18 protein-coding genes are annotated in these 25,578 nt (G+C 63.7%); 9 read left to right on the top strand and 9 right to left on the bottom strand.

Going from position 1 to position 25,578, the window contains the following annotated elements:
- Nucleotides 1-28 precede the first annotated feature (28 nt).
- Entirely contained in the window at nucleotides 29-583 is a 555-nt protein-coding gene (locus ACM43_RS33010; protein ID WP_271545815.1) for a hypothetical protein, read from the bottom strand.
- 237 nt (nucleotides 584-820) lie between these two features.
- Here ACM43_RS33010 and ACM43_RS33005 point away from each other — a divergent pair, with 237 nt between their 5' ends.
- A complete protein-coding gene (locus tag ACM43_RS33005; protein WP_036036523.1) occupies nucleotides 821-1,276 on the top strand; it encodes a cupin domain-containing protein in 456 nt (151 codons plus the stop codon).
- 81 nt (nucleotides 1,277-1,357) lie between these two features.
- On the opposite strand, the gene ACM43_RS33000 is transcribed toward ACM43_RS33005, so the two are convergent.
- The 6 genes from ACM43_RS33000 to ACM43_RS32975 all read right to left on the bottom strand — a co-directional run bounded on the left by ACM43_RS33000 (nucleotide 1,358) and on the right by ACM43_RS32975 (nucleotide 7,306).
- Nucleotides 1,358-2,410 carry an amidohydrolase family protein gene (locus ACM43_RS33000; RefSeq protein WP_157283014.1) on the bottom strand — a complete coding sequence of 351 codons (1,053 nt, stop codon included), beginning with the start codon at nucleotides 2,408-2,410 and terminating at the stop codon, nucleotides 1,358-1,360.
- A gap of 110 nt (nucleotides 2,411-2,520) precedes the next feature.
- Nucleotides 2,521-3,042, bottom strand: coding sequence for a hypothetical protein (locus ACM43_RS32995; protein ID WP_157283012.1), 522 nt, complete (start codon nucleotides 3,040-3,042; stop codon nucleotides 2,521-2,523).
- A 71-nt stretch (nucleotides 3,043-3,113) separates the two neighbouring features.
- The gene (locus ACM43_RS32990; RefSeq protein ID WP_271545811.1) at nucleotides 3,114-4,058 is read right to left on the bottom strand and encodes an EamA family transporter; all 945 of its coding nucleotides are present in this window, start codon (nucleotides 4,056-4,058) and stop codon (nucleotides 3,114-3,116) included.
- Nucleotides 4,059-4,126: 68 nt separating this feature from the next.
- A complete protein-coding gene (locus ACM43_RS32985) occupies nucleotides 4,127-4,939 on the bottom strand; it encodes an MBL fold metallo-hydrolase (protein ID WP_271545809.1) in 813 nt (270 codons plus the stop codon).
- Between the two features lie 91 nt (nucleotides 4,940-5,030).
- Entirely contained in the window at nucleotides 5,031-6,560 is a 1,530-nt protein-coding gene (locus ACM43_RS32980) for a permease (RefSeq protein WP_271545807.1), read from the bottom strand.
- Nucleotides 6,557-7,306, bottom strand: a complete 750-nt coding sequence (locus ACM43_RS32975) for an ABC transporter ATP-binding protein (protein WP_271545805.1) — start codon at nucleotides 7,304-7,306, stop codon at nucleotides 6,557-6,559. Before ACM43_RS32975 ends, ACM43_RS32980 begins: the two co-directional genes overlap by 4 nt.
- A 274-nt stretch (nucleotides 7,307-7,580) precedes the next feature.
- Here ACM43_RS32975 and ACM43_RS32970 point away from each other — a divergent pair, with 274 nt between their 5' ends.
- The 6 genes from ACM43_RS32970 (at nucleotide 7,581) to ACM43_RS32945 (ending at nucleotide 14,375) form a co-directional block, all read left to right on the top strand.
- A complete protein-coding gene (locus tag ACM43_RS32970) occupies nucleotides 7,581-8,456 on the top strand; it encodes a branched-chain amino acid ABC transporter permease (RefSeq protein WP_036021277.1) in 876 nt (291 codons plus the stop codon).
- A gap of 5 nt (nucleotides 8,457-8,461) precedes the next feature.
- On the top strand, nucleotides 8,462-9,613 hold the full coding sequence (locus ACM43_RS32965; RefSeq protein ID WP_271545802.1) for a branched-chain amino acid ABC transporter permease: 1,152 nt from the start codon (nucleotides 8,462-8,464) through the stop codon (nucleotides 9,611-9,613).
- Complete coding sequence (locus ACM43_RS32960) at nucleotides 9,610-10,368, top strand: ABC transporter ATP-binding protein (protein WP_035997604.1); 759 nt, start codon at nucleotides 9,610-9,612, stop codon at nucleotides 10,366-10,368. Before ACM43_RS32965 ends, ACM43_RS32960 begins: the two co-directional genes overlap by 4 nt.
- Before the next feature lie 3 nt (nucleotides 10,369-10,371).
- Nucleotides 10,372-11,160, top strand: a complete 789-nt coding sequence (locus ACM43_RS32955; RefSeq protein WP_271545800.1) for an ABC transporter ATP-binding protein — start codon at nucleotides 10,372-10,374, stop codon at nucleotides 11,158-11,160.
- A 95-nt stretch (nucleotides 11,161-11,255) separates the two neighbouring features.
- On the top strand, nucleotides 11,256-13,094 hold the full coding sequence (locus ACM43_RS32950) for an AMP-dependent synthetase/ligase (protein ID WP_271545798.1): 1,839 nt from the start codon (nucleotides 11,256-11,258) through the stop codon (nucleotides 13,092-13,094).
- An 81-nt stretch (nucleotides 13,095-13,175) separates the two neighbouring features.
- Nucleotides 13,176-14,375, top strand: a complete 1,200-nt coding sequence (locus ACM43_RS32945; RefSeq protein WP_035997612.1) for an ABC transporter substrate-binding protein — start codon at nucleotides 13,176-13,178, stop codon at nucleotides 14,373-14,375.
- A gap of 222 nt (nucleotides 14,376-14,597) precedes the next feature.
- Here the strand turns inward: ACM43_RS32945 and ACM43_RS32940 are convergent, their stop codons facing one another.
- Together ACM43_RS32940 and ACM43_RS32935 are read right to left on the bottom strand one after the other, a co-directional pair.
- Nucleotides 14,598-15,713 carry a lysozyme inhibitor LprI family protein gene (locus ACM43_RS32940; RefSeq protein WP_271545796.1) on the bottom strand — a complete coding sequence of 372 codons (1,116 nt, stop codon included), beginning with the start codon at nucleotides 15,711-15,713 and terminating at the stop codon, nucleotides 14,598-14,600.
- A 178-nt stretch (nucleotides 15,714-15,891) separates the two neighbouring features.
- The gene (locus ACM43_RS32935; protein ID WP_271545794.1) at nucleotides 15,892-16,623 is read right to left on the bottom strand and encodes a transglutaminase-like cysteine peptidase; all 732 of its coding nucleotides are present in this window, start codon (nucleotides 16,621-16,623) and stop codon (nucleotides 15,892-15,894) included.
- A gap of 622 nt (nucleotides 16,624-17,245) precedes the next feature.
- On the opposite strand from ACM43_RS32935, the gene ACM43_RS32930 reads away from it, so the two are divergent.
- Together ACM43_RS32930 and ACM43_RS32925 are read left to right on the top strand one after the other, a co-directional pair.
- On the top strand, nucleotides 17,246-23,071 hold the full coding sequence (locus ACM43_RS32930; RefSeq protein WP_442869361.1) for a VCBS domain-containing protein: 5,826 nt from the start codon (nucleotides 17,246-17,248) through the stop codon (nucleotides 23,069-23,071).
- Between the two features lie 142 nt (nucleotides 23,072-23,213).
- Nucleotides 23,214-25,445 (top strand): CHASE2 domain-containing protein, encoded by a 2,232-nt coding sequence (locus ACM43_RS32925; protein WP_271545790.1) that lies wholly within the window; start codon nucleotides 23,214-23,216, stop codon nucleotides 25,443-25,445.
- The last annotated feature ends 133 nt before the right edge of the window (nucleotides 25,446-25,578 follow it).

Here is a 25,578-nt window from a genome sequence, read left to right as displayed (position 1 = left end):
CTTCATTAGACTCACGTCAAGTGCTCTCTCACGCCGCCGCGTTGCGCAGGGTCGGGCTATTGTCGATGCTGAAGCGGTTGAACAGCGTCGTGAACGGGCTGCCGTCGGTGGCCCGCACGATCGCGTCGGACGCCGCCACCGCCTCGTAGAGCGCGTCAACCGGATCGTCCGCGTCCGCCAGCGCGAGCGCGCCGCGGATCTGTTCGCGGGCCTCGCTGACGTCATCCTCGTCTTGGAGCCTTGCCTCCAGCGCATCCGCCGCGCGGCGCATCTCTGCAAGGTCGCCGCCCCCGGAGAATTTGAGGATGTCGCGCCAGTAAGGACGGGCAACGACAAGCTGGATCAATGCATCGAAACTTTCCGCGATGATGCCCGCGCGGCCCTCTGACGAGACATAGAGCACATTCTGCGACGGCAGCAGCACGAACGCGCTGCCGGAGCCGTCACTGCCGATGTGCCGCGGGCTTTCGATGCCGTCGATGGTGAACCAGGGCTCCTCGTCCGGTTCGAAGGAGACGTCGAGACTGCGGAGCCTGGCGACGAGCTCGCTGTTGGCTGTCAGAATCTCCGGCGTGAGGGGCATCGGTGCGGCTCCTTCCCAAGACTTCGCGCACTTTGTCGCACCCCGGACAAGCTAGGTTCATGTGTGCGAATTCGCAGAGGAAATCGTGACGTTAACCGTATCGCACCCGCAACTCGGGGCTGATTGTCGAGTACCATGTAAGAAAGAATTAAAAGCAGCCTACTAGCGTCCCAACTTCTTTCGAAGCAATCCGGGCCGAGACCCGGCCATTCATATTTATATCTTCTGGGGAAGCAGATGTCGCGCACATTGATTGAAATCGGTAGTTGCAATGTGGACCTCGAGCTGCGGCCGATCGAGCCGTCCTGGATCATCGAGGGCAATCCGGTATCCCGCTCCCGCGTCCTGTCGACCAGCGCGGACGGCACCGCGCAGACGATCATCTGGCACTGCACCGAAGGCCGCTTCAACTGGTACTACGACATCGACGAGACGATCATGATCATGGAAGGATCGATCGTGCTCGAGAGCGACGGCATGCCGCCCAAGCGCTACGGCCCCGGCGACGTCATTTTCTTCCGCGACGGCGCGCATGCCAAATGGCATGTCGAAGGCCACGTCAAGAAGATCGCCTTCTGCCGCAAGACCAATCCGGTGATGATCGGTTTCCTGATCCGCGTCGTCAACAAGCTGAAGAAGATGTTCGCCTCCACCGGCGAGCGCCGTCCGGCCTCGCTGATGGGCGCCGGCTAAGCGGACACCAGGGTTTCAAGGACGCTTCCCAGCGGCTACGACGAAGAGGGGTCGGGATCAAGGTCCCGGCCCCTCTTTTCATCATGACGGCAGCTCGAGCCGGTAGACGTCGATCGCGGTCTGCGAGAACAACGCCGTCTTGTCGGCCTCGCTCAGCTTTGAAGTGATACGCTTGAAGGCGTTGAAGATCACCTGGTAGCTGCACTGGCCCTTGTCCGGGGGGAAGTTGCTTTCGAACATCGCGCGCTTCGGGCCGAACGCCTCGATGCAGGTCTCGACATAGGGCCGCCAGGCCGCAGCCAGCTCCTCGGATGTCGGCGGCCTCTCGCGCAAATGGAAGTCGTAACCAAGCAGGCACATCGCGAGACCACCGAGCTTCACCACCACGTTCTCGCATGTCGCGATCTCCCGGATCGAGGCGCGCCATTGCGCAAACACCTCCTCGCGCCGGCCCGCGAAGCGGCCGGTTCCGACCGGGCCGCCGCAATGGTCGAGCACAATCCTGGTGTCGGGGAAGGCGTGCGCCAGCGCCGTGAGCTCACCGATCTGCGGGTGGAACAGCCAGGCATCGAAGCTGAGCTTGAGGGGGGCGAGGCAGGCAAAGCCTTTGCGGAAGGTCGGGTCCTGCAACAATCCCTTCGGCCTTTTCGCATACATGCCGGCGACGACAGGATCTTCGTCCCAGGCCGAAGAATGCCGGATGCCGCGAAAGCGGCCGTTGCCTGCGGCGATCTCGGCTTCCAGCACGCCCTTCGCGGCGTCGCCGAGCAGCAGATTGGCATGGCTGACGATGCCGGCGCAGATCGCGGCCTTGCCGTAGCCACCGCTCGCGCTCATGGCGGCGACGCCGTTGGCGAACTCGACCTCGCCCACGGGGCGGAATGATTCCGGCCCATGCGCGCGGTACATCGAGCGGCAGTCGACATAGACGGTGGCGATGACGTTGTGGCCGGAGGCGATGTCGGCGGCCATCTCCTCGATCAGATAGCGGTGCCCGCGATTCCACAGATGGTGATGGGGATCGACGATCGGCCGCAAGGGATCGATGATCTCCTCCCGATGCAGCGCGAGCCAGTCCTCACGCGGATCGACGAACAGCCCGCTCGTGTTGGCGGGCACACCGCTTGCTGCCATCGGCCTTCGCTCCCTGATGTTTTGTGTCGGGAGCCTAGCACCTCATTTCCGCATGCAGCAGCGCGCCTTGCGCAACCGCACCCATCATCACGAGCAATGCGGTATGCTCGTCAGCCCGTCCGCCGTCTCGCTCTCACTTCGACCATCAGCCGCCAGTCCGCTGCCGTGGCCGGCTTGACCTCCCCACGCCAAAGGAAGGAGTCCCCGGTAATCTCAGTAAAGCTCCAGCGCGTCAGCTCGCCGGATTCGGTCGTGCCTTCCTGCACGATGTCCTCGCCGCGGGGACGGCCGATCTGCTGCCGGAACACACGGCGGCCCGGATCGAACCAGGAAATCCGCCACGCATCCATGGCCGGATCGTAGACGCGCAGCGTGGTGCCGTACCAATTGCCGGCGATCGGAAAGGCTGCGCTGCCCGCCGGCCGGGGAATGATCCAGACGTCCTGCACCGCACGGCCTTCCAGCACCCAGCCGAAATGGATTTCGCCCGGCGCGGTGTGGCTTCTGCCGTCCGGTCCAAAGGCGGTGATCTCGGCGTCCCAGTCGCCGACGAAACGGCCGTAGAGCTGAAGCGCGGCCGCGTGCTCGGGATGCGGTGCGCTGGCGTGAAGAAGTCTCGCAAAGTCGTTCATGTTGCTCTCCTGCTGCGGAGGATTCAGCACGGATGAGCCGCGGGCGACTTGGAGAAAATTGCCGTCGGTCGTCAGGTCTTGCGCAGCGACAGATGTCTCATGGGACGATCGGCCTCCGCCTGCGTCGACCGATTGCTCGAGCTCTCAGCACGCCAGATGGCGACAACGGCGACAATGACGAGACTCGCGCCCACGAGCATCATGCGAGAGAATGGCTCTCCGAGCACGAGGGTGCCGAGCAGCACCGCGATGACCGGATTGACGAATGTGTAGGTCGAGACCAGGGAGGTCGAGACATTCTCGAGCAGCCAATTGTAGGCGGCGAAGCCGATGACGCTGCCGGAGACGATCAGCCAAAGAGCTGCTGCAACGGACGTCATCGAGACCTCGCTCGGTCTAAAGCTCTCCAGTTCGCCCGTCAGCCAGCTGATCGCGAACAACACGGCGCCCCCGATCGATAGCTGCATGCCAGACAGCGCGATCGCGGATGCTTGATGCGACATGCTGCGCGACAGCACGGTGCCGATCGACCACGACAGCGCCGCAGCCAGCAGCCAGACGATCGGAAGCATGCTGATGCCGGCCTGCTCGGCATTTTGCCATGCCACGAGCCCGACGCCCACGAAGCCGGGGATGAGCGCGAGCAGCGCGATCGGCCGCGGGCGCTGATCGCCCGGAAAGAACGTGTCCGCCAGAAGGATCCAGAACGGAATCGTGGCGAGCACGATGGCGGCCACGCCGGACGGAACTGATTGTTGTGCGAAGGCGAGAACGCCGTGGCAGCCGACGAAGAAAAGCAGCCCGCAAAGGCCTGCCTGCAACCATGTCCGGCCCGGGGTATTCGCGACATGCCTGCCGCTGAAGGCGAGCAAGATCATGCCGCCGCATAACGATCGAACTGCCATCAGCAGAAACGGCGGTATCGATTGCAAGCCCAGCGTGATGGCGAAATAGGTGGAACCCCACAGGAGATAGATGGCCGCAAACGAGCCGATGACCAGGAACCGTCTGCTCATGATTGCTCCGACTGAGGTGGGTCTTGGAGCAACCAAGTCGTTGACGGGTGATGCGTTCCGGTTCTGAGTCAGACCCCGTCGAGGATGATCACCGTCGGCTTCGTCGGCAGCGTATCCCGCGACATCCGGAACGAGCGCTCGACGCGCCGGTCGATCTCGAACTGCTGGCCGATCCGGCGCATGAAGTCGTCGAGCGGGGTGGCGAAGCGGTGCATCGGCAGCACCACGGAGGCGCGCAGCCGCTTGGTGATCTCGGAAATGCCGTCGAGCGACATGGTATAGGTGCCGTCGATCGGCACCATCACGATGTCGAGCCGCCCGATCTGCGCAAAATGGCTGTCGTCGAGCTTGTGATGCAGGTGGCCGAGATGGCCTATGCAGAGGCCGGCCGCCTCGAAGATGAAGATGGAATTGCCGTCGCGGATCATGTCGCTGCCGGCATCGTCGGCGAAATAGCGGCGGATATCGGTGGTGACGTTGCGGATGAAGGTGTCGCTGATGCGCTGCGACACGATCGCCGGCTTGCCGTCTTCGCTCCAGCCATGCAGCACGTGGGGAATGCGCTTGTCCGGAAAGAGAGTGTAATGGGTGCTGTGCGCCCGGTTCATGGTGACGACATCGGGCAGTCGCCCGACCTGGTAGGCGCCGCTATAGTCGGTCGCGATGCGCAAGCCGGCGGGCGTGTCGATGAAATAAGTGGAGTGGCCGGCATAGGTGATCTCGACCTCGGCCGCAGCTGCAGCCTGCCTGAAGACGACCGGCATGATCCGCGGCGCCGCATTGGCCATCGCCAGGCATTCGCTGCGCAGTGGCTGCTGGGCCAAGGTAGGGGTCAGGAATGCGCCGAACAGCGCGATAGCCGCCAAAACCAGTCGCCGCATGGATCCGTCCCCGATGATTTCGCGGCGAAGTCTAGCGTGCAATGCGGAGCCTCGCCAATGGGGGGCGATCAACAGCGCGTCAGTGTCGCACCTATTGCTCGCGCTTCGGGCTGAACTTCCAGGTGACCGCGACAAGGCTAGCGGTAATCAGGCCGCTGATGAGGCCGGCCAGTGGCAGGGCGAGCAGCAGTGCGGCGGTGGCGGCCCAGCCGATCGAGGAGAAGGCCTCGGCGAAGGTCGCAAGCCGCGAGGACGTCTGCCGGCGCCGGAATTGGCTGCGCCTTGCCTGCACCCGGAACCAGAGCTGGATCGCGGTCGCCGAGGCCGCGCTAATGACGATCGCAACCGCGCTGATTGCGGCCTGGGATGGCGAGGCAAAGGCCAGCGCCGCGAGCAGCGGAGCGAAGATTGCGGCAATCGCGATCAGCACCACCTCGATCTTGGCACGGATGATGCCGGACGGCATCAAGGGCGCGGTCGCGACCAAGTCGGGCGCGTCCTCGCCCGAGATCGTCAGCCAGGCGAGCCCGCCGGCGAGCTGTCCGGCCGCCATCACGATGACGGGTGTGATCAGTGTCAGGGCCGCGGAGCTGTCGGCGAAATTGCGCCAGAGCAGCAGCGCCGGCGGCACCAGATAGAGCAGCTGCATCAAGGTCTGCGAGATCAGCCAGGGATCGCGCCACAGCAGCATGAACTCCTTGCGCCGCAGCGCCTGCTGGCGCGATTCGCGGCGGAACGGGCGCTCCTTGGCACGGACGCGGCCCGACGTGGCGTAGGCCGCCGCATCGATCGCGGTGTCGGCAAAGCGGTGCGAGAAGATCGCCATCACGCCGCCGAGCATGACCAGCGCGAGCGCGAGAAGCAGCGCCAGCGCCTCGCTGTCGCCCATCGCGGCCCGCGCCGGCCACCACCAGATGCTGTCGACGTCGGGGGCGTAGGCGGCAACGCTGCCCGAGGTCAGCATGGTGAAGCGCGACAGCGTGCCGTAGGACATGATCGCGGCGACTTGAAGCGCGATCACGAAACCCGCACCGATGATGGCGGCGAGGATCTGTGCGATCAGGCGCGTCCGCGCCGGGCCGATCAACCGGAACAGGAGAATGGTGACGGCGATCGCGATCGCCGCCGCGGACAGGCCCATCGCAATGACGACGCCGAAGGCCGCCAGCCAGCGTGCGCCGCCGCCGATCACCAGAACGTCGATGAAGGGTGTCGAGAACAGCAGCGCCAGCACAGTGACGGTCAGCGCGATCGCGGCGATGCGGACCGAGAACAGATTGGCCAGCCGCGCCGGCGAGGACATGATCAGGTCGAGATCGGCGCGGGCGTAGAATACCCGCGTCACGGATTCGATCGCCTGAGACAGCATCAAGGTCCAGGCGAGAAAGATCGTCGCCGAAATCACGATCAGCGAGGATTTGTCGAGCGGCAGCTGCAGGTCGGCGAAACGGCCGATCACCGCCCAGGCCGGCAGGTGGAGCAGCGCGGCGAAGCACACCAGGCCGATCATTGCCGCGCGGGCCTGTTTGCGCCGCCCGCCCGTCATCATGGCGAGCCATTCGCGCCAGGCGAGCCGCAGCTCGTGGCGGGCAAACCAGGACAGCGCGGTGGCCGAGCTCATGCCGCTTCCTGAAGCGTCACCAGCGCGATGAAGAGGTCTTCCAGGCTGGTGTCGGCATGGCCGTTCTGGTGGCGCAGCTCGGTGAGCGTGCCTTCCGCGACCAGGCGGCCGGAGGCGATCACGCCGATGCGGTCGGCCATGCGCTCGGCGACTTCGAGGATATGCGTGGTCATGATGACGGTGCAGCCGGCGCGGACACGCGCGCTGAGCAGGCCCTTCACATGGCGGGCGGAGACCGCATCGAGTCCCGTCAAGGGTTCGTCGAGGATGATGAGGCTGGGATCGTGCACCAGCGCCCCTGCGAGAGCGACCTTCTGGCGCATGCCCTTGGAAAAGCCCTCGCAGCGCTCGTGGCGGTGCGCCTCGAGGCCGAGCGAATCGAGCAGTTCCTCGGCGGCCGGTTGCGCGATCGACGGCGCCATGCCCCAGAGGCCCGCGACGAATTCGAGATATTCGAGCGGGGTGAGCTTGTCGTAGATCATGGGCTCGTCGGAGACCCAGGCCATCACCTGCTTGGCGGCGACGGGGTCTTGGAGGGCATCGATGCCGAAGATCGAGACGGCGCCGGCATCGGGCCTGAGCAGGCCCGCAACCATGCGTAAAGTGGTGGTCTTGCCGGCGCCATTGGGGCCGACCAGCGCGTAGAATTCGCCGGCGTGAATGGTGAGATCGAGGCTGTCGACCGCCAGACGGTCAAAACGCTTCGTTAACCCTCGGACTTCCAGGGCCGAGTTGTCCGGCTTCATGACGGCCACACCATCCGGTTTGCATCGCCCGCGACCATGACCCGAAGATGTTTCGGCGCCGTGAATCGCACTGCCGCAAATTCCGCCAACCGGATTGGACTAAAGGCAAGGCATCCCGACAAGTCACCGTTTGTTGACAGCGCGCGGGCGTTCAGGCTGAATTGATTCCGGACAAATGACGCTAATGCGGCGAAACGACTGCGTAGCGACTGGACACAAGATGCGGCAAGGCGGCCTCGAAGAACGCCGGTTGCATCGGGGAGGACGCGCGTCAATGCTGGATTTCGTTCAGCAGCTGGTCAGCGGTGTTGCGCTCGGCTGCGTCTACGGCCTGATCGCGCTCGGCTTCGTGCTCGTCTACAAGGCCACCGAAGTCGTCAATTTTGCCCAGGGCGATCTGATGATGCTGGGCGGTTTCTTCGCCTTCACCTTCATCGGCATGATGGGCCTGAACTACTGGATCGGCTTCGCCGGTGCGGTCGCCGCCATGGCGCTGTTCGGCATGCTGGCCGAGCGCGTGGTCGTGCGGCCGATCCTCGGCTATCCCCAGTTCTCCATCATCATGGTCACGATCGGTCTCGGCTATTTTCTGCGTTCGGTCGCCGGGATGATCTGGGGCACCGACGACCTGAAGATCGAGACGCCGTTCAGCCAGGGCGTGCTGCGCATGGGCTCGCTGGTGCTCGCCTACGACAAGCTCTCGGTGATCGCAGCGACGATGATCCTGTGCACCCTGCTCTGGCTGTTCTTCAACAAGACCACGCTCGGCACCGCGATGCGCGCCAGCTCCGAGAACATGCTGGCGGCCTATTACATGGGCATTCCGGTCAAGCGCGTGGTGGCGGTGGTCTGGGCGATCAGCGCGGCGGTTGCGACCTGCGCCGGCGTGCTGCTGGCGCCGATCACCTTCATCCACTCCAATGTCGGCCTCGTGCTCGGCCTGAAGGCATTTCCCGCCGCCGTGCTCGGCGGTTTCGGCTCGATCCCGGGCGCGGTGGTCGGCGGCGTCCTGATCGGCGTAATCGAGAGCATGGCCGGCTTTTACCTGCCCGAGGGCTGGAAGGACGCCGCGCCTTACATCGTGCTGCTGACCGTGCTGCTGCTGAAGCCCGAGGGCCTGTTCGGCCTCCACGTCCGCAAGAAGGTCTGAACGCCATGCGCTTCCTGTTCAAGACCGACTACGAGGACGACATCAAGCTGTTCCCGCATTCGGGTTACGTCGTCACCTACGGCGTTCTGCTCGCGCTGCTGCTGATCGCGCCCCACGTGCTCTCCAGCTATCTGATGAGCCAGCTCGTCTTCGTCTGCATCTATGCGATCGTCGGCGTGGCGCTGCTGATTCTGACCGGCTTCACCGGCCAGGCCTCGCTTGGGCACGCGGCGTTCCTCGCGATCGGCGCCTACACGGCGGCGTACTTGCAGAAATACAACGTGCCGTTCCCCGTCTACTTCCTCGCCGCCGGGCTGTTGACCGGCATCATCGGCGCGATGGTCGGCTTTCCGGCGCTGCGCCTCACCGGCATCTATCTCGTCATCGCCACCATCTCGTTTGCCCTGATCGTGGAGGAGATCCTGGCGCGGTGGGAAAGCGTTACCCACGGTAACGAGGGCATGCGGGTCAAGACGCTGTCGCTGCTCGGCGTCGCCGTGCCGCGCGACAGCCCGACCTTCTATTACCTCTGCCTCGCCGTGCTGGTGCTGACCATCGTTGGCACGCTCAATCTGCTGCGTTCGCCGACGGGCCGCGCGTTCGTCGCAATCCGCGATTCCGAGACGGCGGCGCGCAGCATGGGCGTCAATGTCGCGCTCTACAAGGTGAAGTCGTTCGCGATCTCGGCCGCGATCACCGGCTTTGCCGGCGTCCTGTTCGCGCACAAGCTCTCCTTCATCTCGCCGGAGATGTTCACGCTTCAGCTCTCGATCGAGTTCATCATCGTCATCCTGATCGGCGGCACCTTCAGCCTGCACGGCGCCGTGCTCGGCGCGATCTTCATCGTGATGATCGACCCGTTCCTCACCTATCTCAAGGACGACATGCCCGGCATCATCGCCGGCATTGCCGCGACATTCGGCGCCGGCACGGCGACTGCGGGCAATATCGAGGCGAAGGTCGCGGCCCTCGCCTCGCTCAACGGCCTGAAGGGCGCGATCTACGGCATCATCATCGTGCTGTTCGTGCTGTTCGAGCCGCTCGGGCTCTACGGCCGCTGGCTCAAGATCAAGCTCTTCTTCCAGCTGTTCCCGCTCTACAAGCGCGCCACCTTCAAGCGGCAGAAGATCTACGTGAAGTCGGAGCGCAATCGATGAGCTATTTCCGCGCCGAGAACCTGTCGCTGCATTTCGGCGGCCTCAAGGCGGTCGATGCGGTCTCGTTCGCGGTGGAGAAGGGCGAGATCCTCTCGATCATCGGGCCGAACGGAGCCGGCAAGAGCTCGATCTTCAACCTGATCTCGCGGATCTACCGGCCGACCTCGGGCCGCATCTTCTTCGAGGACCAGGACATCACCGAGCAGCCGCCCTACGACATCGCCAAGCTCGGCATCGCCCGTACCTTCCAGAACATCGAGCTGTTCGAGAACGCGACCGTGCTGTCGAACCTTCTGGTCGGCCGCCACCGCCATTCGACCACGCAGCTGTGGCAGGAGCTCTTGTTCCTGCCGAGCGTGCGAGCCAACGAAAAGGTTCACCGCCGCCGGGTCGAGCAGGTCATCGAATTCCTCGACCTCGAACCCTATCGCGACAAGCTGATCTCGGGCCTGCCTTACGGCGTGCGCAAGGTGATCGAGCTGGCGCGCGCGCTATGCTCGGAGCCGAAGCTGATCCTGCTGGACGAGCCGTCCTCGGGTCTCAACGTGGAGGAGACCGGCGACATGTCGTTCTGGATTCGGGACATGAGGACCGAGCTCGGTATCACCGTGCTGATGGTCGAGCACGACATGTCGCTGGTCAACCGGGTCTCCGATCGCGTCATCGCACTGAACTACGGAAGGGTGCTGGCGATGGGCTCGCCCGCTGAAGTGCAGCAGCACCCCGACGTCGTCGCCGCGTATCTGGGAGCCTGACCGATGGATGCCGCTGCGCCCCAGGATATCATCCTCAAGCTCTCCAACATCGAGAGCTATTACGGGCCGATCATGGCGATCCGCGGCATCTCGCTGGAGGTGCCGCGCGGGCGCATCGTCACGCTGCTCGGGGCCAACGGGGCCGGCAAGACCACCGTGCTGAAGACCATCTCCGGCATCCTCGATCCGCAGAAGGGCGCGATCGAGTTCATGGGCAAGCCGATCCAGCGCATGGAGGCCGACCGCATCGTGCGCCTCGGCCTCAGCCACGTGCCCGAGGGGCGCGAGGTGTTCCCGTTTCTCACGGTGCGCGAGAACCTGATGATGGGTGCCTATCCACGCAAGGATCGGGACGGCGTCGCGGAGGATATGGAGCGCGTCTACGGCTATTTCCCGCGCCTGAAGGAGCGCACCAACCAGCCGGCGGGCCAGCTCTCCGGCGGCGAGCAGCAGATGCTCGCGATCGGGCGCGCGCTGATGAACCGGCCGACGCTGCTCTTGCTCGACGAGCCCTCGCTCGGCCTGTCGCCGCTGCTGGTAAAGGAGATATTCACCATCATCCGCCGGGTGAACGAGGAGCAGGGCATGTCGATCCTGCTGGTCGAGCAGAACGCCAAGGTGGCGCTGGAAACCGCCCATTACGGCTATGTGCTGGAGATCGGCCGTATCGTGATGAACGATACCTGCGACCGCTTGATGCATTCCCAGGACATCCAGGAATTCTACCTTGGCGCCAAGGAAGCCGGCGCGCGCGGCGAGCGGCGCTGGAAAAAGAAGAAGACGTGGCGGTGAGGACGAGCTGGCAGTAAGATGAGCTTGCCCAACGTTGAGCAAAGACCGGCCGGCAAGGCAGGCAGCGGAGGGAAGGCGACAAGGAGGAGAGGTGCATGGCCCGACCGGCGGTGCTGACGGTCGCTGATACGATCGCGAAGAGCTTCTTGCGCGCCGCCGAGACGCGGGGCGACAGGCCGGCGATCCGCGAGAAGAAGTTCGGCATCTGGCAGCCGACGAGCTGGCGAGAATGGCTGGAGATCTCCAAAGAGATCGCCTACGCGCTTCGCGCCGTCGGCTTCATGCCCGGCGAGGTCGCTTCCATCATCGCCAATGCCGTGCCCGAATGGGTCTACGCCGACATGGGCATATTGTGCGCCGGCGGCGTCTCCAGCGGAATCTATCCGACCGATTCTTCGTCCCAGGTCGAATATCTCGTCAACGACTCCGCCACGAAGGTGATCTTCGCCGAGGACGAGGAGCAGCTCGACAAGATTCTCACCTGCCGCGCGCGGTGCCCCAGCTTGCAGAAGATCATCGTGTTCGACATGGAGGGCCTCAGCGGTTTCTCCGACGACATGGTGATGTCGCTCGACGAGTTTCGCGCGCTCGGCCGCAACCACATGGTCAGCCGCGAAGCGCTGTGGCAGGAGATGATCGACAGCCGCAGCGCCGGCGATCTCGCGATCCTCGTCTATACGTCCGGCACCACCGGTCCGCCCAAGGGCGCGATGCACGCCAACCGCAGCGTCACCCACCAGATGCGGCACGCCAACGACTTCATACCCGCGCGAGAGGACGAAGACCGGCTGGTCTTCCTGCCGCTCTGCCACGTCGCGGAGCGCATCGGCGGCTATTACATCTCGGTCGCGCTCGGCTCGGTGATGAATTTTGCCGAAAGCCCGGAAACCGTGCCTGACAATCTGCGCGAGGTGCAGCCGACCGCCTTTCTGGCGGTGCCGCGCGTCTGGGAAAAATTCTATTCCGCCATCACCATCGCGCTGAAGGATGCAACGCCGCTGCAGCAATGGGTCTATCGCCGCGCCATCGGCATCGGCTACCGCATGGTCGATTGCCGGCTCGAGGGCAGGGCGGTGCCGCTGTCGCTGCGCATCGCCAACCGCATCGCCTACCTGGTCGCGTTCCGCAACATCCGCCGCATGATCGGGCTCGACCGCTGCCGCATCGCGTTCACCGGCGCAGCCCCGATCGCACCGGAGTTGATCCGCTGGTATCTGGCGCTCGGCATCGACATGCACGAGGTCTACGGTCAGACCGAGAATTGCGGGGTCGCAACCATGATGCCCGCGGACAAGATCAAGCTCGGATCGGTCGGCACCGCGGTGCCCTGGGGCGAGGTCGCGCTGTCGCCCGCCGGCGAGATCCTGATCAAGGGCGACTTCCTGTTCATGGGCTATCTGAACCAGCCGGAGAAGACCGCAGAGACGATCGATTCACGCGGCTGGCTGCACACCGGTGACGTCGGCACCATCGACAATGAGGGCTTCGTCCGCATCACCGACCGTATGAAGGACATCATCATCACCTCGGGCGGCAAGAACATCACGCCGTCCGAGATCGAGAACCAGCTCAAGTTCTCGCCCTACATCTCCGACGCGGTCGTGATCGGCGACAAGCGGCCCTATCTCACCTGCCTCGTGATGATTGACCAGGAGAATGTTGAGAAGTTCGCCCAGGATCACGACATCCCCTTTACCAATTATGCCAGCCTGTGCCGGGCGAAGGAGATCCAGGACCTGATCGGGCGCGAGATCGAGCAGGTCAACGGCAATTTTGCCCGCGTCGAGACCATCAAGAGGTTCTACCTGATCGAGCGCCAGCTCACGCCCGAGGACGAGGAGCTGACGCCGACCATGAAGCTGAAGCGCGGCTTCGTGAACAAGCGCTACGCCGCCGAGATCGAGGCGATGTATCGCGAGCGTGCGGTGGCGTGACGAGTCGGTCCATTTCGAGAAAGCGAAGGAGCTGTGGCCCCGCCCTTCGTGCAATACGGGCCTTTAGGAGAGGAGACGTCAATGTCGAAATCGTTCAGCGCATTCGGCCTTGCTGTGGGTGCCGTGGTGCTCACCTGTCTGCCGGCCGCAGCGCAAACCAAGGTCACCAACGAGGGCATCTCGGCAACCGAGATCGTCATCGGCACTCACCAGGATCTATCGGGTCCGATCAAGGGATGGGGTGTCCCGGTCGCAAACGGCATGAAGATGGCGGCCGAGGAGATCAATGCGGCCGGCGGAATTCACGGCCGCAAGATCCGGCTGGTCGTCGAGGACAGCGGCTACGATCCGAAGAAGGCCGTGCTGGCGTCGCAAAAGCTGATCGAGCGCGACAAGATCTTCGCGATGGTGGGGCCGATGGGATCACCGACGGTGCTCGCCGCGCAAGACATCCTGTTCGATGCCGGTGTCCTGCAGCTGTTCCCGCTGACGGCGGCCGAATTCACCTTCAAGTTCGACCCGGCCAAACCGCAGGAGCGCCTGAAGTTCAACAATTTGCTGCCTTATGTCGAGAGCACGCGGGCTGCGGTGAAATACATGATCGAGTGGAAGGGCTTCAAGAAGCCCTGCATCATGCATCAGGACGACGAGTACGGTAAGAACGTGCTCGATGGCTTCAATCAGCAGCTCACTGCCATGAAGGCGCAGCCGGCCTCGATCACGAGCTACAAGCGCGGCGCCTCCGATTTCAGCGCGCAGATCGCCAAGATGAAGTCAGATGGCTGCGACCTCGTCGTGCTCGGCACCGTGCTGCGCGAGACCATCGGGGCGATGACCGAAGCCAAGAAGCTCGGCTGGGACGTCACCTTCCTCGGGGCCACCCCCACGAACGTGATGGAGGTTCCTGCGCTGGGCAAGGACGCCGTCGAGGGTCTCTATGCCGCCAGCGGCTTCGAGATACCTTATGAGGACACCGCCAAGGGCAAGGTGAAGGATTGGCTCGTCAACTACAAGAAGATGTTCAACGCCGACGCCAACACGCAAGCCATCATCGGCTACAATGCCATGATGACGTTTGCGTTCTACGCCAACAAGGCCGGCAAGGATCTCACCGGGCAGAAGATGCTCGATGCGCTCGAGTCGGGCGAGAAATTCCTCGACATCTTCAACTCGCCGCCCACCAAGTTCTCCAAAACCGACCACCTCGCCAACACCATCACCCAGGTGCAGCAGGTCAAGGGCGGCCGCTGGGTGCTGGTGAAGGACAATCTGATGTTCTGATGCGTGTTCGCCTCTCCCGCTTGCGGGAGAGGCCGACGCGCTCGCAGAGCGCGGCGGGTGAGGGCTCTCGCCGCGCAGGGACAGCCTCCGCATTTCTCGACCATCCCGCCGCTGAGACACCCTCTCCCCAACCCTCCCCCGCGAGCGGGGGAGGGAGCGCAGTCCCGACGCCGAAGCATTATTCACACCATATGCGATAGCCCTGCCCTCAGAGGAGAGTCCCTACGATCCCCCGCCCGCGGTGCCCGCGTTCACCGGGGCGAGCTCGTCTTCCCGGCAGCGCCAGCCGTCGGCGGCTTTGACGAAGGCGAAGGTTCGCTGGACCCGCAGCCGGCGCGAGACGTTGAAGACGTCTGCTGAGCGCGTCTTGTTGCCGGCTCCCTGCTGCGGCCGACCCGTCGTGGCGTCCCAGCAGGTGCCGGTGCAGATGGAGGCGATCCTGCTGCACACGGTGAAGGGAGCGAGCACGGCCATCTCGATTTCGCCCGTGACCAGTGCCTCCTGTTCGGTCACCTGGCTGTCGAGCGCATAGACGCGGTTGATGCGCAGGAAGTTGCCGCAGGAATTGGCCGCATGAATCCGCGCGGCGCAGAAATCGACGGCGTCGGCGTCGGGAATGCGGGCCGCGACCTGCCGGCCGAACACTTTTTTGGGATCGCCCTTCGCGGCGCGGATTTCGTCTGTCTTGCGCTTCAAATGTTCGGCGAGACAGTCCTCCGCGGATTCCAGCTCCTGCAGCGGCACGTTCTCCTTGCCGACCAGATTGCATTTGCGGTCGCGCTCGCGCGTCCACCGTCCATATTCGGCGAAGGCAAAGCGTGCCGCAGTCGGGTCCAATTTGCCGATCAGGCCGAGTACCTGGCCGTTGAGCTCGGTTTCGGCAAGCGTCAGCGAGGGGTCTGCGCAGATCACCGCGCCCGCAGCAGTGTTGGCCGCAAGGCAGTCGAAATCCGGATCGCTAACGATCGCGGCCCGCTCCTCGGTGACCTTGAGCAGGCACGCCTTGACCGCCTCGAAGTGGTCGGGGCGGATCGCGGTCTGGCCGACGATGCCGCAGCTGAGGTTGCGTTGGCGGACCCAGATCGCATTCTCCTCGATAGCGGGCAGGCGATCCGGCAGGCGGGCGAGCCGCGCCTCGATCGCGATGCTCAGCTTCTCGGCGGCGGCGGCAAGCGCGGCATCACCGCAGAACAATTGGTTGCCGGGGTCGCGAATCAGCTGGCAGTCATTCCTGGCAAACAGCGGCAGCCTGTCGGCAATCGCGCGGTCGGATTGCGCGGACGCGGGCACAGCCGGCAATGCCAGCAGCGCAAGCACAGACAGCACGATGAATCGCATTCCAAGTCGCCCCCGCACGGAAGGCGCCATGCTAGCGCCTGGTCTTGCGCGGTGAAATGGGTTTGTGGGGACGAGCAGTGGAAGGTCTGTAGCCCGGTTGGAGCGCAAGCTTAATCCGGGGCCGGTGCGAGTGGTAAGAGGCCCGGATTTCGCTGCGCTCCATCCGGGCTACGAGCAATCAACGCGCCACCGCGGCCGCCATCGAGACCTGCACCGGCTCGTCGACATATTTCAGCACGGCCGACTGGTGGAGCACGAACAGTGGCTGATAGCTCCGCGTCGCGTCGTCCCTGACCATCGCCATGCGGCGATTGTCAAGCATCAGCCATTGGCCGTCGAGCTTTGCCGCGGCAATTGCGTGCGCCTCGCTGGCCTTGATGTCGCGCACCACGACGATGCGGAGGTCTTCAGAGGCAATTCCCGCCAGCCGCAGCGCGGCCAGCTTGGCGATGGCATAGTCCTCGCAATCGCCGGTCCCGCGCGCGAAGGTCGAAAGCGGCGAGCTCCAGACGTCGTCGGTGCCATCATTGGCGGCATGGATGGCGAGATTGATGGCGCGGTTGACCTCGCCGAGCCGCGCGCGACCGTCGCGGGCGCGGGCGTGGTCGACGATGGCGAGCAGCTCGAGAGCCGCCGGTGAAGCGCAATTGTCCCGGTCGCCGTCGCACAGCGCGAGCTGCACCATGTCGTCGTCGAGCTTGTCCTTCAGCGCGGACCATCGCTGTTGCAGGCCACCGGACGAGATGGCGAAGGCGAACACGCCGAACGGTTCGGCGGATTTGCGCACGAGGACGCCGGCGCCCGGCGACAGCAGCGTGCCGGCGCGAAGCTCGGCGGCCGATCCGAGCAGAATCAAGCCGCACATGACAAGGATTGCGCGCCAGGCGCGCGAGCGAGCAGCGGTCTCCATCTGACATCCCCTTCCCAGGCTTCACGAGATCCCCCTCGATCTCGACGTGCCGGGCTTTGTTGCTTTCGTGGAGATAGTGCGAGACGGGCCATTTTGTTCTGCTTAACGCGGTCGGCTGGGGTTCCAAAACCGGGTGACAGGCTGAACCGGACCCGCTCGAATTGCGTAAAATTTTATGATTCGGGCCTAGGAGGGACCTGGATGCCGCGAAATGGAACCAATTGCGGGCAGAAGTTGCGATGGCCGCCGATTCTGGCGCCTATGGCTAACGGCCCGCTATTTCACGGGTTCTGTTAGTTAGGTCACAGAATTAACGTCGTATTTGCTGCAGGATGTTGCAGGGCGTCACGAACAAAAGATAACGCAAGTATCCATTCTACGCATTTTACTTGAGAGGACTTGGGGTGAGGGGGAATGCGCGCATCTAAGCTTATTTCGACTTGGAAGCTCCGGAAAAATGACTTCCGCTCCTCTGGGAGGGGCGCCGCGCCGCGCAGGCTCTTACGGTCAAGTGACGCGAAATCACACAAGCAATAGATGGTTTCGCTAAGGACTTGGTAATGCTAAGCAAGCTTAAGCGGTCGATACTTACTTAGATTTTAACCCTTTTTACGGTGCCCGGTTGAATTACGCTGGCAAATTTGACGCCGCGACGTCTTTGGACGGCCAGGGTTCCAGTTCGCCCGCCTTTGCCGATTCCTTTACCGCCAAGCCCTTCATTGCCAAGGCGCACGGCCATGTGCCTGACGGGGCGTTCGTTGTTCCCGACCCCAATCTGATCTTCAACGGCGAGTTCAAGCGTGCCGGGCTCGACCTCGTGCTGTCCCACGACGGCCACGAATTCGTCGTTCACGATTATTTCAGGGGCGACAAGCGCGCCGCGCTCGCTTCGCCCGACGGCGCCCACCTCAGCGGCGACGTCGTCAACGCCCTCACCGGCCATGTCCAGGTTGCCCAGGCCGCCCCCGGTGCCGGTGCGGGCCAGGTCATCGGTCACGTCACTAAGCTCGTGGGCAGCGCGACCGCGATCCGCAACGGCGTCTCGGTCATCCTGAATAACGGCGACAACGTCGAGAAGGGCGACGTGGTCTCGACCGGCTCCGACTCGACGCTCGGCATCACCTTCATCGACGGCACCGTGTTCGGCCTGTCCTCCAACGCGCGGATGGTGCTGAACGAGATGGTCTACGACCCCAACGGGTCGAACAATTCCTCGCTGCTCAGCCTCGTCGCGGGCACCATCACCTTCGTCGCTGGCGAAACCGCCAAGCGCGGCGACATGAAGGTCGACACGCCGGTCGCCACCATGGGCATCCGCGGCACGGCGGTGCTGACCCAGATCAACTTCGTCGTTCCCGCCGGCGGCGGCGATCCGCAGCCGCAGGCGAGTTTCCAGGTGCTGGTCGAGCCGAACGGCACGACCGGCTCCTACATCCTGTTCGACAAGGTCACGCTGCTGCCGATCGCGACGGTCAACCAGGCCGGCCAGATGATCCAGATCAGCGGCGGCAACGTCTCGATCACCAATGCACTGATGTCGCCGGAGGTGCAGAAGCTGATCACGGACGTGTTCACGCTGAAGTTCACCGACAACAACACCAACACCAAGCTGACCACGAACTACACCGATACGATCACGCCGTTCGGCTATGAGGTGTTGCTCAAATCGTCGTCCGGCCCCACCGCCACCGCGACATTCGTCAATCTCAATCCGCAGACGCAGGAAAGCTCCAACACGCCGACGCCGACGCCCGGCCGCATTCCCAATCAGCCGATCGCGCAAAGCTTCGACCTCGCCGGCAACGTGAAGACGGCGTTCGCGCTGACCGAACGGGCGGACACCACCGGCGATACGCGCGCCGACACGATTTCCGGATTGATCAGATTCCTCGATCAAAACCTCGGCGACCTGCCGACGGTGAGCGTGAGCCTCGCCGAGGCGCCGAACTACGTCTACAAGAATGCCGGCCAGCAGGACGTTACCGGTTCGCTCACCGCGCTGCAGAAGCAGGACATCGCGGCGACGCAGATCCAGATCAGTGTCGTCGCCGACCCCGCCAACAACAACAACGGCTCGGCGGTCTGGACCTATACGATCCCCGACCACGTCTTCGATTTCCTCGCGGCTGGCGAAACCCTGACGCTGACCTACATGGTCCGCGTCGACACCAATTTCGCGGTGAACCCCGAGTCCAAGTTCATCCCGATCACCATCACGATAACGGGAACGAACGACAAGCCGACCGTCGCGACATCGGGCGGCACTGTCATTGAGCAGGTCGGGACCGGCAACGAGGCGCTCGACGTCATTACCGGCACGGTCACCTTCACCGACGTCGATCTGACGGACCGGCCGATCGTCAGCGCCGAACTCTCGTCCACGCAGCCGTTCAAATATCTCGACGCGGAAGGCAACGACATCACCGCGACGTTGACGCCGGCGCAGCTCGCGGCGATCTCTGCTGTCAAGGTGCCCCTGACCGTTGTTCAGGGAGCCGGCAACGGCAACAACGGCACGGCAACTTGGACCTACAGCGTTCCCGACCATCTTTTTGACTTTCTTGCCGAGGACGAGAAGCTTATCCTCAACTACGTGGTGCAGGTCGATGACGGTCACGGCGGTGTCGTCAGCACGCCGCTCACGGTGTCCATCAACGGCGCGGACGTCAATGTCGAGGGCACCAACGACCTGCCGACGATCGTCGAGGACTCGACGACGCCCACCGGAGCGGTGACAGAGGATACGGCGGCAACCCTGACGGCGAACGGCACCATCGCCTTCAACGACCCCGATCTCACGGATACGCACACTGCCAGTTACGTCCTGAAGTCGACGACGTCGAACGCGCATCTGCCCGGCTTCGGCAACGGCACCTCGCATATCGGCACGTTTGCGCTGGGAACGGTGATTCAAAGCCCGGGCGCAAGCTCCCGCGGATCAGTCGGCTGGACCTTCACGATCGACGACAACGATCCGGTGCTGCAGTCGCTGGCCGAGGGCCAGACCATCACCCAAGTCTACACCGTGACCGTCGACGACCATCACGGTGGCACCGTCACCCGGGACGTCACGGTCACCATCACCGGCACCAATGACACGCCGACCATCACGAGTGATGCAGACGCTGCAAAGGGCAGCGTCACCGAGGATGCCTGCGCGACGCTGTCGATCGAGGGCACGCTTGCGATTCAGGATCTCGATCTGATCGACACCCACACCGCGCAGGCCGCATTCAAGTCGGCGACGTCGAACGCGCATCTGCCCGGTTTTGACGGCAGCGCGCCGCTCGGCACGTTCACGATCGATACCGACGTCTCGGAGTTCAGCACCGACACCATTAATGTTGCGACGCTGGGCTGGCACTTCAGCCTCGACAACAACAACGCGGTGCTTCAGTCGCTGGCCAAGGGCCAGACCATCACCCAGGTCTACACTGTCACCTTCACCGACGACCACGGCGCGCAGGTTTCGCAGGACGTGACCGTCACGATCAACGGCGCCAATGACGCGCCGACGATCACCAGCAGCGCCGCGGATGCCGCCGGAGCCGTCACCGAGGATTGCGCGACGCTTTCGATCGAGGACACGCTGGCGATCCAGGATGTCGACCTGATCGACACCCACACCGCGGAAGCCGTGTTCAAGTCGGCGACGTCGAACGCGCATCTCCCGGGCTTCGATGGTAATACGCCGCTCGGCACCTTCACGATCGATTGCGAGGTCGCGGAGTTCAACACCGATACCGACAACAGCGCGACGCTGGGCTGGCACTTCAGCCTCGACAACGACAATGCGGTGCTGCAATCGCTGGCGCATGGCCAGACCATCACCCAAGTCTACACCGTCACCTTTACTGACGATCACGGTGCACAGGTCTCCCAGGACGTCACTGTCACGATCAACGGCGCCAACGACGCGCCGACGATCACGAGCGATCCCGAGGCGGCAACGGGTGCGGTTACCGAGGATGACTGCGCCTCGCTGACGACCAGCGGTACGCTGGCGATCCAGGACGTTGACCTGATCGACACCCATACGGCGCAGGTGCAGTTCAAGTCATCGTCCGTCAGTTCAACTCTGCCGGGATTCGAGGACGACAGCACGAATATCGGCACCTTCTCCATCGGCGCGGTGTCCGAATCCAACGCCGACACCAGCAACGGCGCGACGCTCGACTGGCACTTCACGCTCGACAACAGCGATCCCGTGCTGCAGTCGCTGGCGGAAGGGCAGACCATAACTCAGGTCTACACCGTCACCTTCAAGGACAATCACAACGCGACGGTCACGCAAGACGTCACCGTCACCATCACCGGCACCAACGATGCGCCGACCGTCTCCTATGTGACGTCGGACTACATGAACTTCGACGGTGCGACCATCGCGGTCGGCGACGTACCGACGGTCGCCACCGACGACGTGACGCTGGACGGCTGGGTGAACTGGAACGGAGACGCTGCCTCCGCCAGCCAGGTCTTGTTCTACAATGGCAATACCTCGACCACCGGTTTCGGCCTCATGGGCACCGTCATCAGCGGCAAGCTGGAGATCGCGATTCTCGAGGGCGGCGTCGAGATCCAGGATACCGGCTTCGCGCTTACTGCGGGGCAATGGCATAACCTCGCCTTGACGCGCGACGACGGCATCTTCACGCTTTATGTCGATGGCAACGTCGTCTATTCCCACAGTGGCGGCGTCAACGCGATCGCTGGCGCTCAGGAACCGTCCTACATGATGATCGGAGCGGCGAGCGGCAGGTACGCTCCGGGCTTCGGCACGCAAGGCTTCACCGGCTCGATCGCCGATGTCAGCGTCTGGACCACCGCACTCACGCAGGCGCAAATTCAGTCGTACGACTTCACCGCGCTCACCGGCAACGAGGCCAATCTGGCCGCCTATTATACGCTTGGCGACGGCAGCGGGAGCACGGCCTCCAATACGGTCAACCCCACCAAGAGCCTCGCCATTGAAGGTGATGCGGATTGGGCCAGCGGGACCTCCGGGCCGGGCGGCGCATTTGCCGATCTGATGGAGACCAATGGCGGCCAGCTTTCGCATGGCGTGCTGGCGGTCTCCGACGTCGACGCGACCGATCACGTCACGGTATCGGTCGATGCAGTGCAGGTTAAGCTCGACAACGTGTTGCAAACGGGCAGCGTCGGCGGGCTGTCGCATGCCGATCTCCTGAACTATCTGACCGTGCCGTCCGGCGACATTCTCAACGGCACGGCGACCCACGCCCAGTTTACCTGGCAGTTCAACTCGGCCGGCCAGGCCTTCGACTTCCTCGCCGCTGGTCAGACGCTATCGCTGCAATACACCATCGTTCCGTCGGATGCTCAGGGCTTTGGAACTAGCGCGGTCGTGACCATCAACGTCACCGGCACGAACGACGCACCGACGCTGTCCGATCTCCACATCGGCCCGCTCACGGACACCGCTGACGACGACACCTTCTCCAATCTCACCGGGCAACTGGCCGGGACGGACGCCGACAGCGGTGAGACGGCGACGCTGACCTATGCCGTCCTCAATTCAGATCACCAGGCGGCCACGACGGTCGCGGGACTCTACGGCTCGCTGACGGTCAATTCCAACGGCAGCTACAGCTACGTTCCAAATGATGCTGCGATCAATGCTTTGGCGGACGGCTCGTATGTCGATACGTTCACGCTCCAGACCACGGACATCCATGGTGCGACCAACACGGCAACGCTCAAGGTGAACGTGACCGGTGCGGACGACGGTGCAGGCCCGGTCATCAACACCGAGAGCTTCCAGGTCGAGCACATCATCGAGAACAGCAACGAGATCATCACCGATCTCATGATTACCGACACCGATCCCGGCGCCGCGACGGACACTTTCACGGTCACGCTGTCGACCGCAAATCCGGACGTCAGCCTCGCCAGTGTTTATCCGACGACCGGTACGCTCGAGCAGATCAACACCGCCCTCGCGCAAGGCGCGGGCATCGTCTACGAGCCGACCGGCGCTGATCCCGAGGCGGAGCTGCCCGCCACCGATCAGATCACGCTGACCATTGCCGACTCCGCCGGCCGCTCCGACACTGTGAACTTCATCTTCGTCGAAGGGGCCGAGAGCCAGGGCATGACCCTGCAAGGCACCGCCGGCAAGGACGTCATTTTCGCGACCGAGTCGAGTGATACGCTGATCGGCGGCAGTGCCAAGGATCAGTTCGTATTCGCACCGGCCTCGTCGCAGGATTCGGTTCAGCACACCGTGAATGATTTCGAGTACGGCCTCGACAAGATCGACCTACGGCAGTTCAGCGGCATCGGCTCCTTGAACGACCTTGCCCCGACCGCCGCGCAGGATGGCGGCACGTTGCTTACGCTGGATAGCCACGAGACGATCCTGCTCAAGGGTGTCGCCGTCGCGAATCTCCAGTCCAGCGATTTCATTTTCGGCACTCACGTCGGCTAGTGGAAGCAGGCGGCGCTCCCGGCTTGCACCTCGACCGCGGCAAAAAATCCATAATCCTCGGCACTAAGGGAATAGCCAACCGTCTGCCGACGCTCCATGATCGGTGCGCCCGGCATCGTCCGGGACAGGAAGTCAGACTGGCATGAAACGTCTCAAGATCCTGCGGCGGTGGTTTGCGCGGAAGTTCGGCCTTGCGCGGCTGATCTGCCTTGCGCTGCTGGTCTTGTTCGCGGGCGCGCGCCTGTGGGATCCGCCGCCGATCCAGGAATTGCGGCTGCGCACCTTCGACATGTTTCAATTGATTGATCCGCGCGAGAAGGCGGCGCGGCCGGTCGTCATCGTCGATATCGACGATAAGAGCCTCGCCAGGCTCGGCCAGTGGCCCTGGCCGCGCTCGCGCATCGCCGACATGGTCCAGAACCTGACCAACAACGGCGCGGTGGCGATCGGCTTCGACGTGGTCTTCTCCGAAGCCGACCGGCTCAACCCGGATCAGGTCGCGAGCCAGATGCGCTATCTCGACGACGCGACCCGCGCCAAGCTGCGTGAGCTGCCGAGCAACGATCAGATCCTCGCCGACGCGATCAAGCGCTCGCTCGTCGTGCTGGGCGAGACCGGGCTTCCGGAGGTCTTGTCCGAGCTCGACAAGTCGCTGCCGTTCACGGGGGTGGCCACGGTGGGGGAGGACGGGGCCGAGCGTTTCCTGTTCGAATTCCCCGGCCTGCTCCGCAACGTGCCGGTCATCGAGAGGGCCGCGGCCGGCCGCGGCCTGTTCTCGATCCGGACCGAGCGTGACGGATTGATCCGCCGCGTGCCGATGATCATGCGCGCCCAGGGCAACATCATGCCCTCGCTCAGCCTCGAGATCCTGCGCGTCGTCACGGGCACGCCGACCCTGCTGGTCCGTACCGATAAGACGGGTATCAAGTCGATCCGCCTCAAGGGTTTGGAGGTTCCGACCGACAAGAACGGTCAGCTCTGGGTGCACTATGCCCGCCGGGATCCTTCGATCTACGTCTCCGCGGTCGACGTGCTCGACAATGCGGTGCCGCCCACGAGGTTTGCCGGCAAACTAGTGCTGGTCGGCACTTCCGCGGGCGGCTTGAACGACATCAAGACCACGCCGGTGTCCCGGGCCATGCCGGGTGTCGAGATCCATGCCCAGGTGCTGGAGGGCGTGCTGAGCCGTGCGGTGATCTCGCAGCCGAACTATGCGCTGGGCGTCGAGCTGATCGCGGCGCTGATCATCGGCCTGCTCGTCATCATCTTCACGCCGAATCTCGGCCCCGTCCGCCTAGTGCTGGTGGGCGCGGCCTTCGCGGCCATCCTGATCGGCGTGTCCTGGTTCTCCTACACCCAGCACCGCTATCTCATCGACTTCACCTATCCGCTGCTGTCGACGACCGCAGTCTACCTGACGCTGATCTTTGCGAGCTTCGTGCGCGAGCAGCGCCAGCGCGTGCAGATCCGCGGGCAATTCGCGCAATACATGTCGCCTGTGCTGGTCGAGCAGCTGGCGCAGTCGCCGGAAAAGCTCGTGCTCGGCGGCGAGGAACGCGAGATGACGATCATGTTCTCCGACGTGCGCGGCTTCACCACGATCTCCGAGAGCTACAAGCACGATCCGCAGGGCCTGATCGAGCTGATGAACCGCTTCCTGACGCCGCTGACCGACGTCATCATCGACCGCAAGGGCTATATCGACAAGTATATGGGCGACGCCATCATGGCGTTCTGGAACGCGCCGCTCGACGACGCCGAGCACGAGATCAACGCCTGCGAAGCCGCGATCCAGATGCTCGAGCAGATCGACGAGGTCAACAAGGAGCGCGAGCAGGAGGCCGCCGACGGCGGCCACGTCTATATCCCGCTCAATGTCGGCATCGGTCTCAACACCGGAATCGGCGTGGTCGGCAACATGGGGTCCGACCTGAAGAAGAACTATTCGGTGCTCGGCGACAGCGTGAACCTGGCCTCACGCCTCGAGGGCCAGTCGAAGGCGTACGGATTTCCGATCATCGTGGGCTCGCGCACGGCGCTCGCCGCCAAGGAGAAGTTCGCGATCCTCGAGCTCGACTTCATCATGGTCAAGGGCAAGACCGAGCCGGAAGTGATCTACGCCATCGCCGGCCGCGAGGACGTGATGCATTCGGCCGCGTTCCAGCGGCTGCGCAACATCACCATCGAGATGCTCGGCTGCTACCGCAGCCGCGACTGGCAGGGCGCACTGGATGCGATCGAGCGCGGCCGCAAAAGCGAGGACGCCGACACGCTGGAGAAGCTGTTCAGGCTTTACGAGGCGCGAATCAAGGATTTCCAGATCGATCCGCCGCCGGAGGGCTGGACCGGTGCCTATGCCCTGCTGACCAAATAGGTGTCACGGTCACCGCTCGCGCTGGGTGGGCAGAACAAAGCCTGCCTACCATATGCAGGTGCATCGAGGTAAGTATGGCGGTGGGGACGGCGCTTGGCGCCTCTGCCAACCAGAAGAAAAAGGCGAGCTGAGT

The sequence above is a fragment of the Bradyrhizobium sp. CCBAU 45321 genome (assembly GCF_028128975.1).
Classification (GTDB): Bacteria; Pseudomonadota; Alphaproteobacteria; order Rhizobiales; family Xanthobacteraceae; genus Bradyrhizobium; species Bradyrhizobium yuanmingense.
Note: the sequence above shows the minus strand (reverse complement) of the source record. Positions and strands in the feature narration are given on the sequence as shown.

Coding starts and splice junctions, on each gene's coding strand:
- ACM43_RS33010 (WP_271545815.1), bottom strand. CDS start 583: ATGCCCCTCACGCCGGAGATTCTGACAGCCAACAGCGAGCTCGTCGCC.
- ACM43_RS33005 (WP_036036523.1), top strand. CDS start 821: ATGTCGCGCACATTGATTGAAATCGGTAGTTGCAATGTGGACCTCGAG.
- ACM43_RS33000 (WP_157283014.1), bottom strand. CDS start 2,410: ATGGCAGCAAGCGGTGTGCCCGCCAACACGAGCGGGCTGTTCGTCGAT.
- ACM43_RS32995 (WP_157283012.1), bottom strand. CDS start 3,042: ATGAACGACTTTGCGAGACTTCTTCACGCCAGCGCACCGCATCCCGAG.
- ACM43_RS32990 (WP_271545811.1), bottom strand. CDS start 4,058: ATGAGCAGACGGTTCCTGGTCATCGGCTCGTTTGCGGCCATCTATCTC.
- ACM43_RS32985 (WP_271545809.1), bottom strand. CDS start 4,939: ATGCGGCGACTGGTTTTGGCGGCTATCGCGCTGTTCGGCGCATTCCTG.
- ACM43_RS32980 (WP_271545807.1), bottom strand. CDS start 6,560: ATGAGCTCGGCCACCGCGCTGTCCTGGTTTGCCCGCCACGAGCTGCGG.
- ACM43_RS32975 (WP_271545805.1), bottom strand. CDS start 7,306: ATGAAGCCGGACAACTCGGCCCTGGAAGTCCGAGGGTTAACGAAGCGT.
- ACM43_RS32970 (WP_036021277.1), top strand. CDS start 7,581: ATGCTGGATTTCGTTCAGCAGCTGGTCAGCGGTGTTGCGCTCGGCTGC.
- ACM43_RS32965 (WP_271545802.1), top strand. CDS start 8,462: ATGCGCTTCCTGTTCAAGACCGACTACGAGGACGACATCAAGCTGTTC.
- ACM43_RS32960 (WP_035997604.1), top strand. CDS start 9,610: ATGAGCTATTTCCGCGCCGAGAACCTGTCGCTGCATTTCGGCGGCCTC.
- ACM43_RS32955 (WP_271545800.1), top strand. CDS start 10,372: ATGGATGCCGCTGCGCCCCAGGATATCATCCTCAAGCTCTCCAACATC.
- ACM43_RS32950 (WP_271545798.1), top strand. CDS start 11,256: ATGGCCCGACCGGCGGTGCTGACGGTCGCTGATACGATCGCGAAGAGC.
- ACM43_RS32945 (WP_035997612.1), top strand. CDS start 13,176: ATGTCGAAATCGTTCAGCGCATTCGGCCTTGCTGTGGGTGCCGTGGTG.
- ACM43_RS32940 (WP_271545796.1), bottom strand. CDS start 15,713: ATGCGATTCATCGTGCTGTCTGTGCTTGCGCTGCTGGCATTGCCGGCT.
- ACM43_RS32935 (WP_271545794.1), bottom strand. CDS start 16,623: ATGGAGACCGCTGCTCGCTCGCGCGCCTGGCGCGCAATCCTTGTCATG.
- ACM43_RS32925 (WP_271545790.1), top strand. CDS start 23,214: ATGAAACGTCTCAAGATCCTGCGGCGGTGGTTTGCGCGGAAGTTCGGC.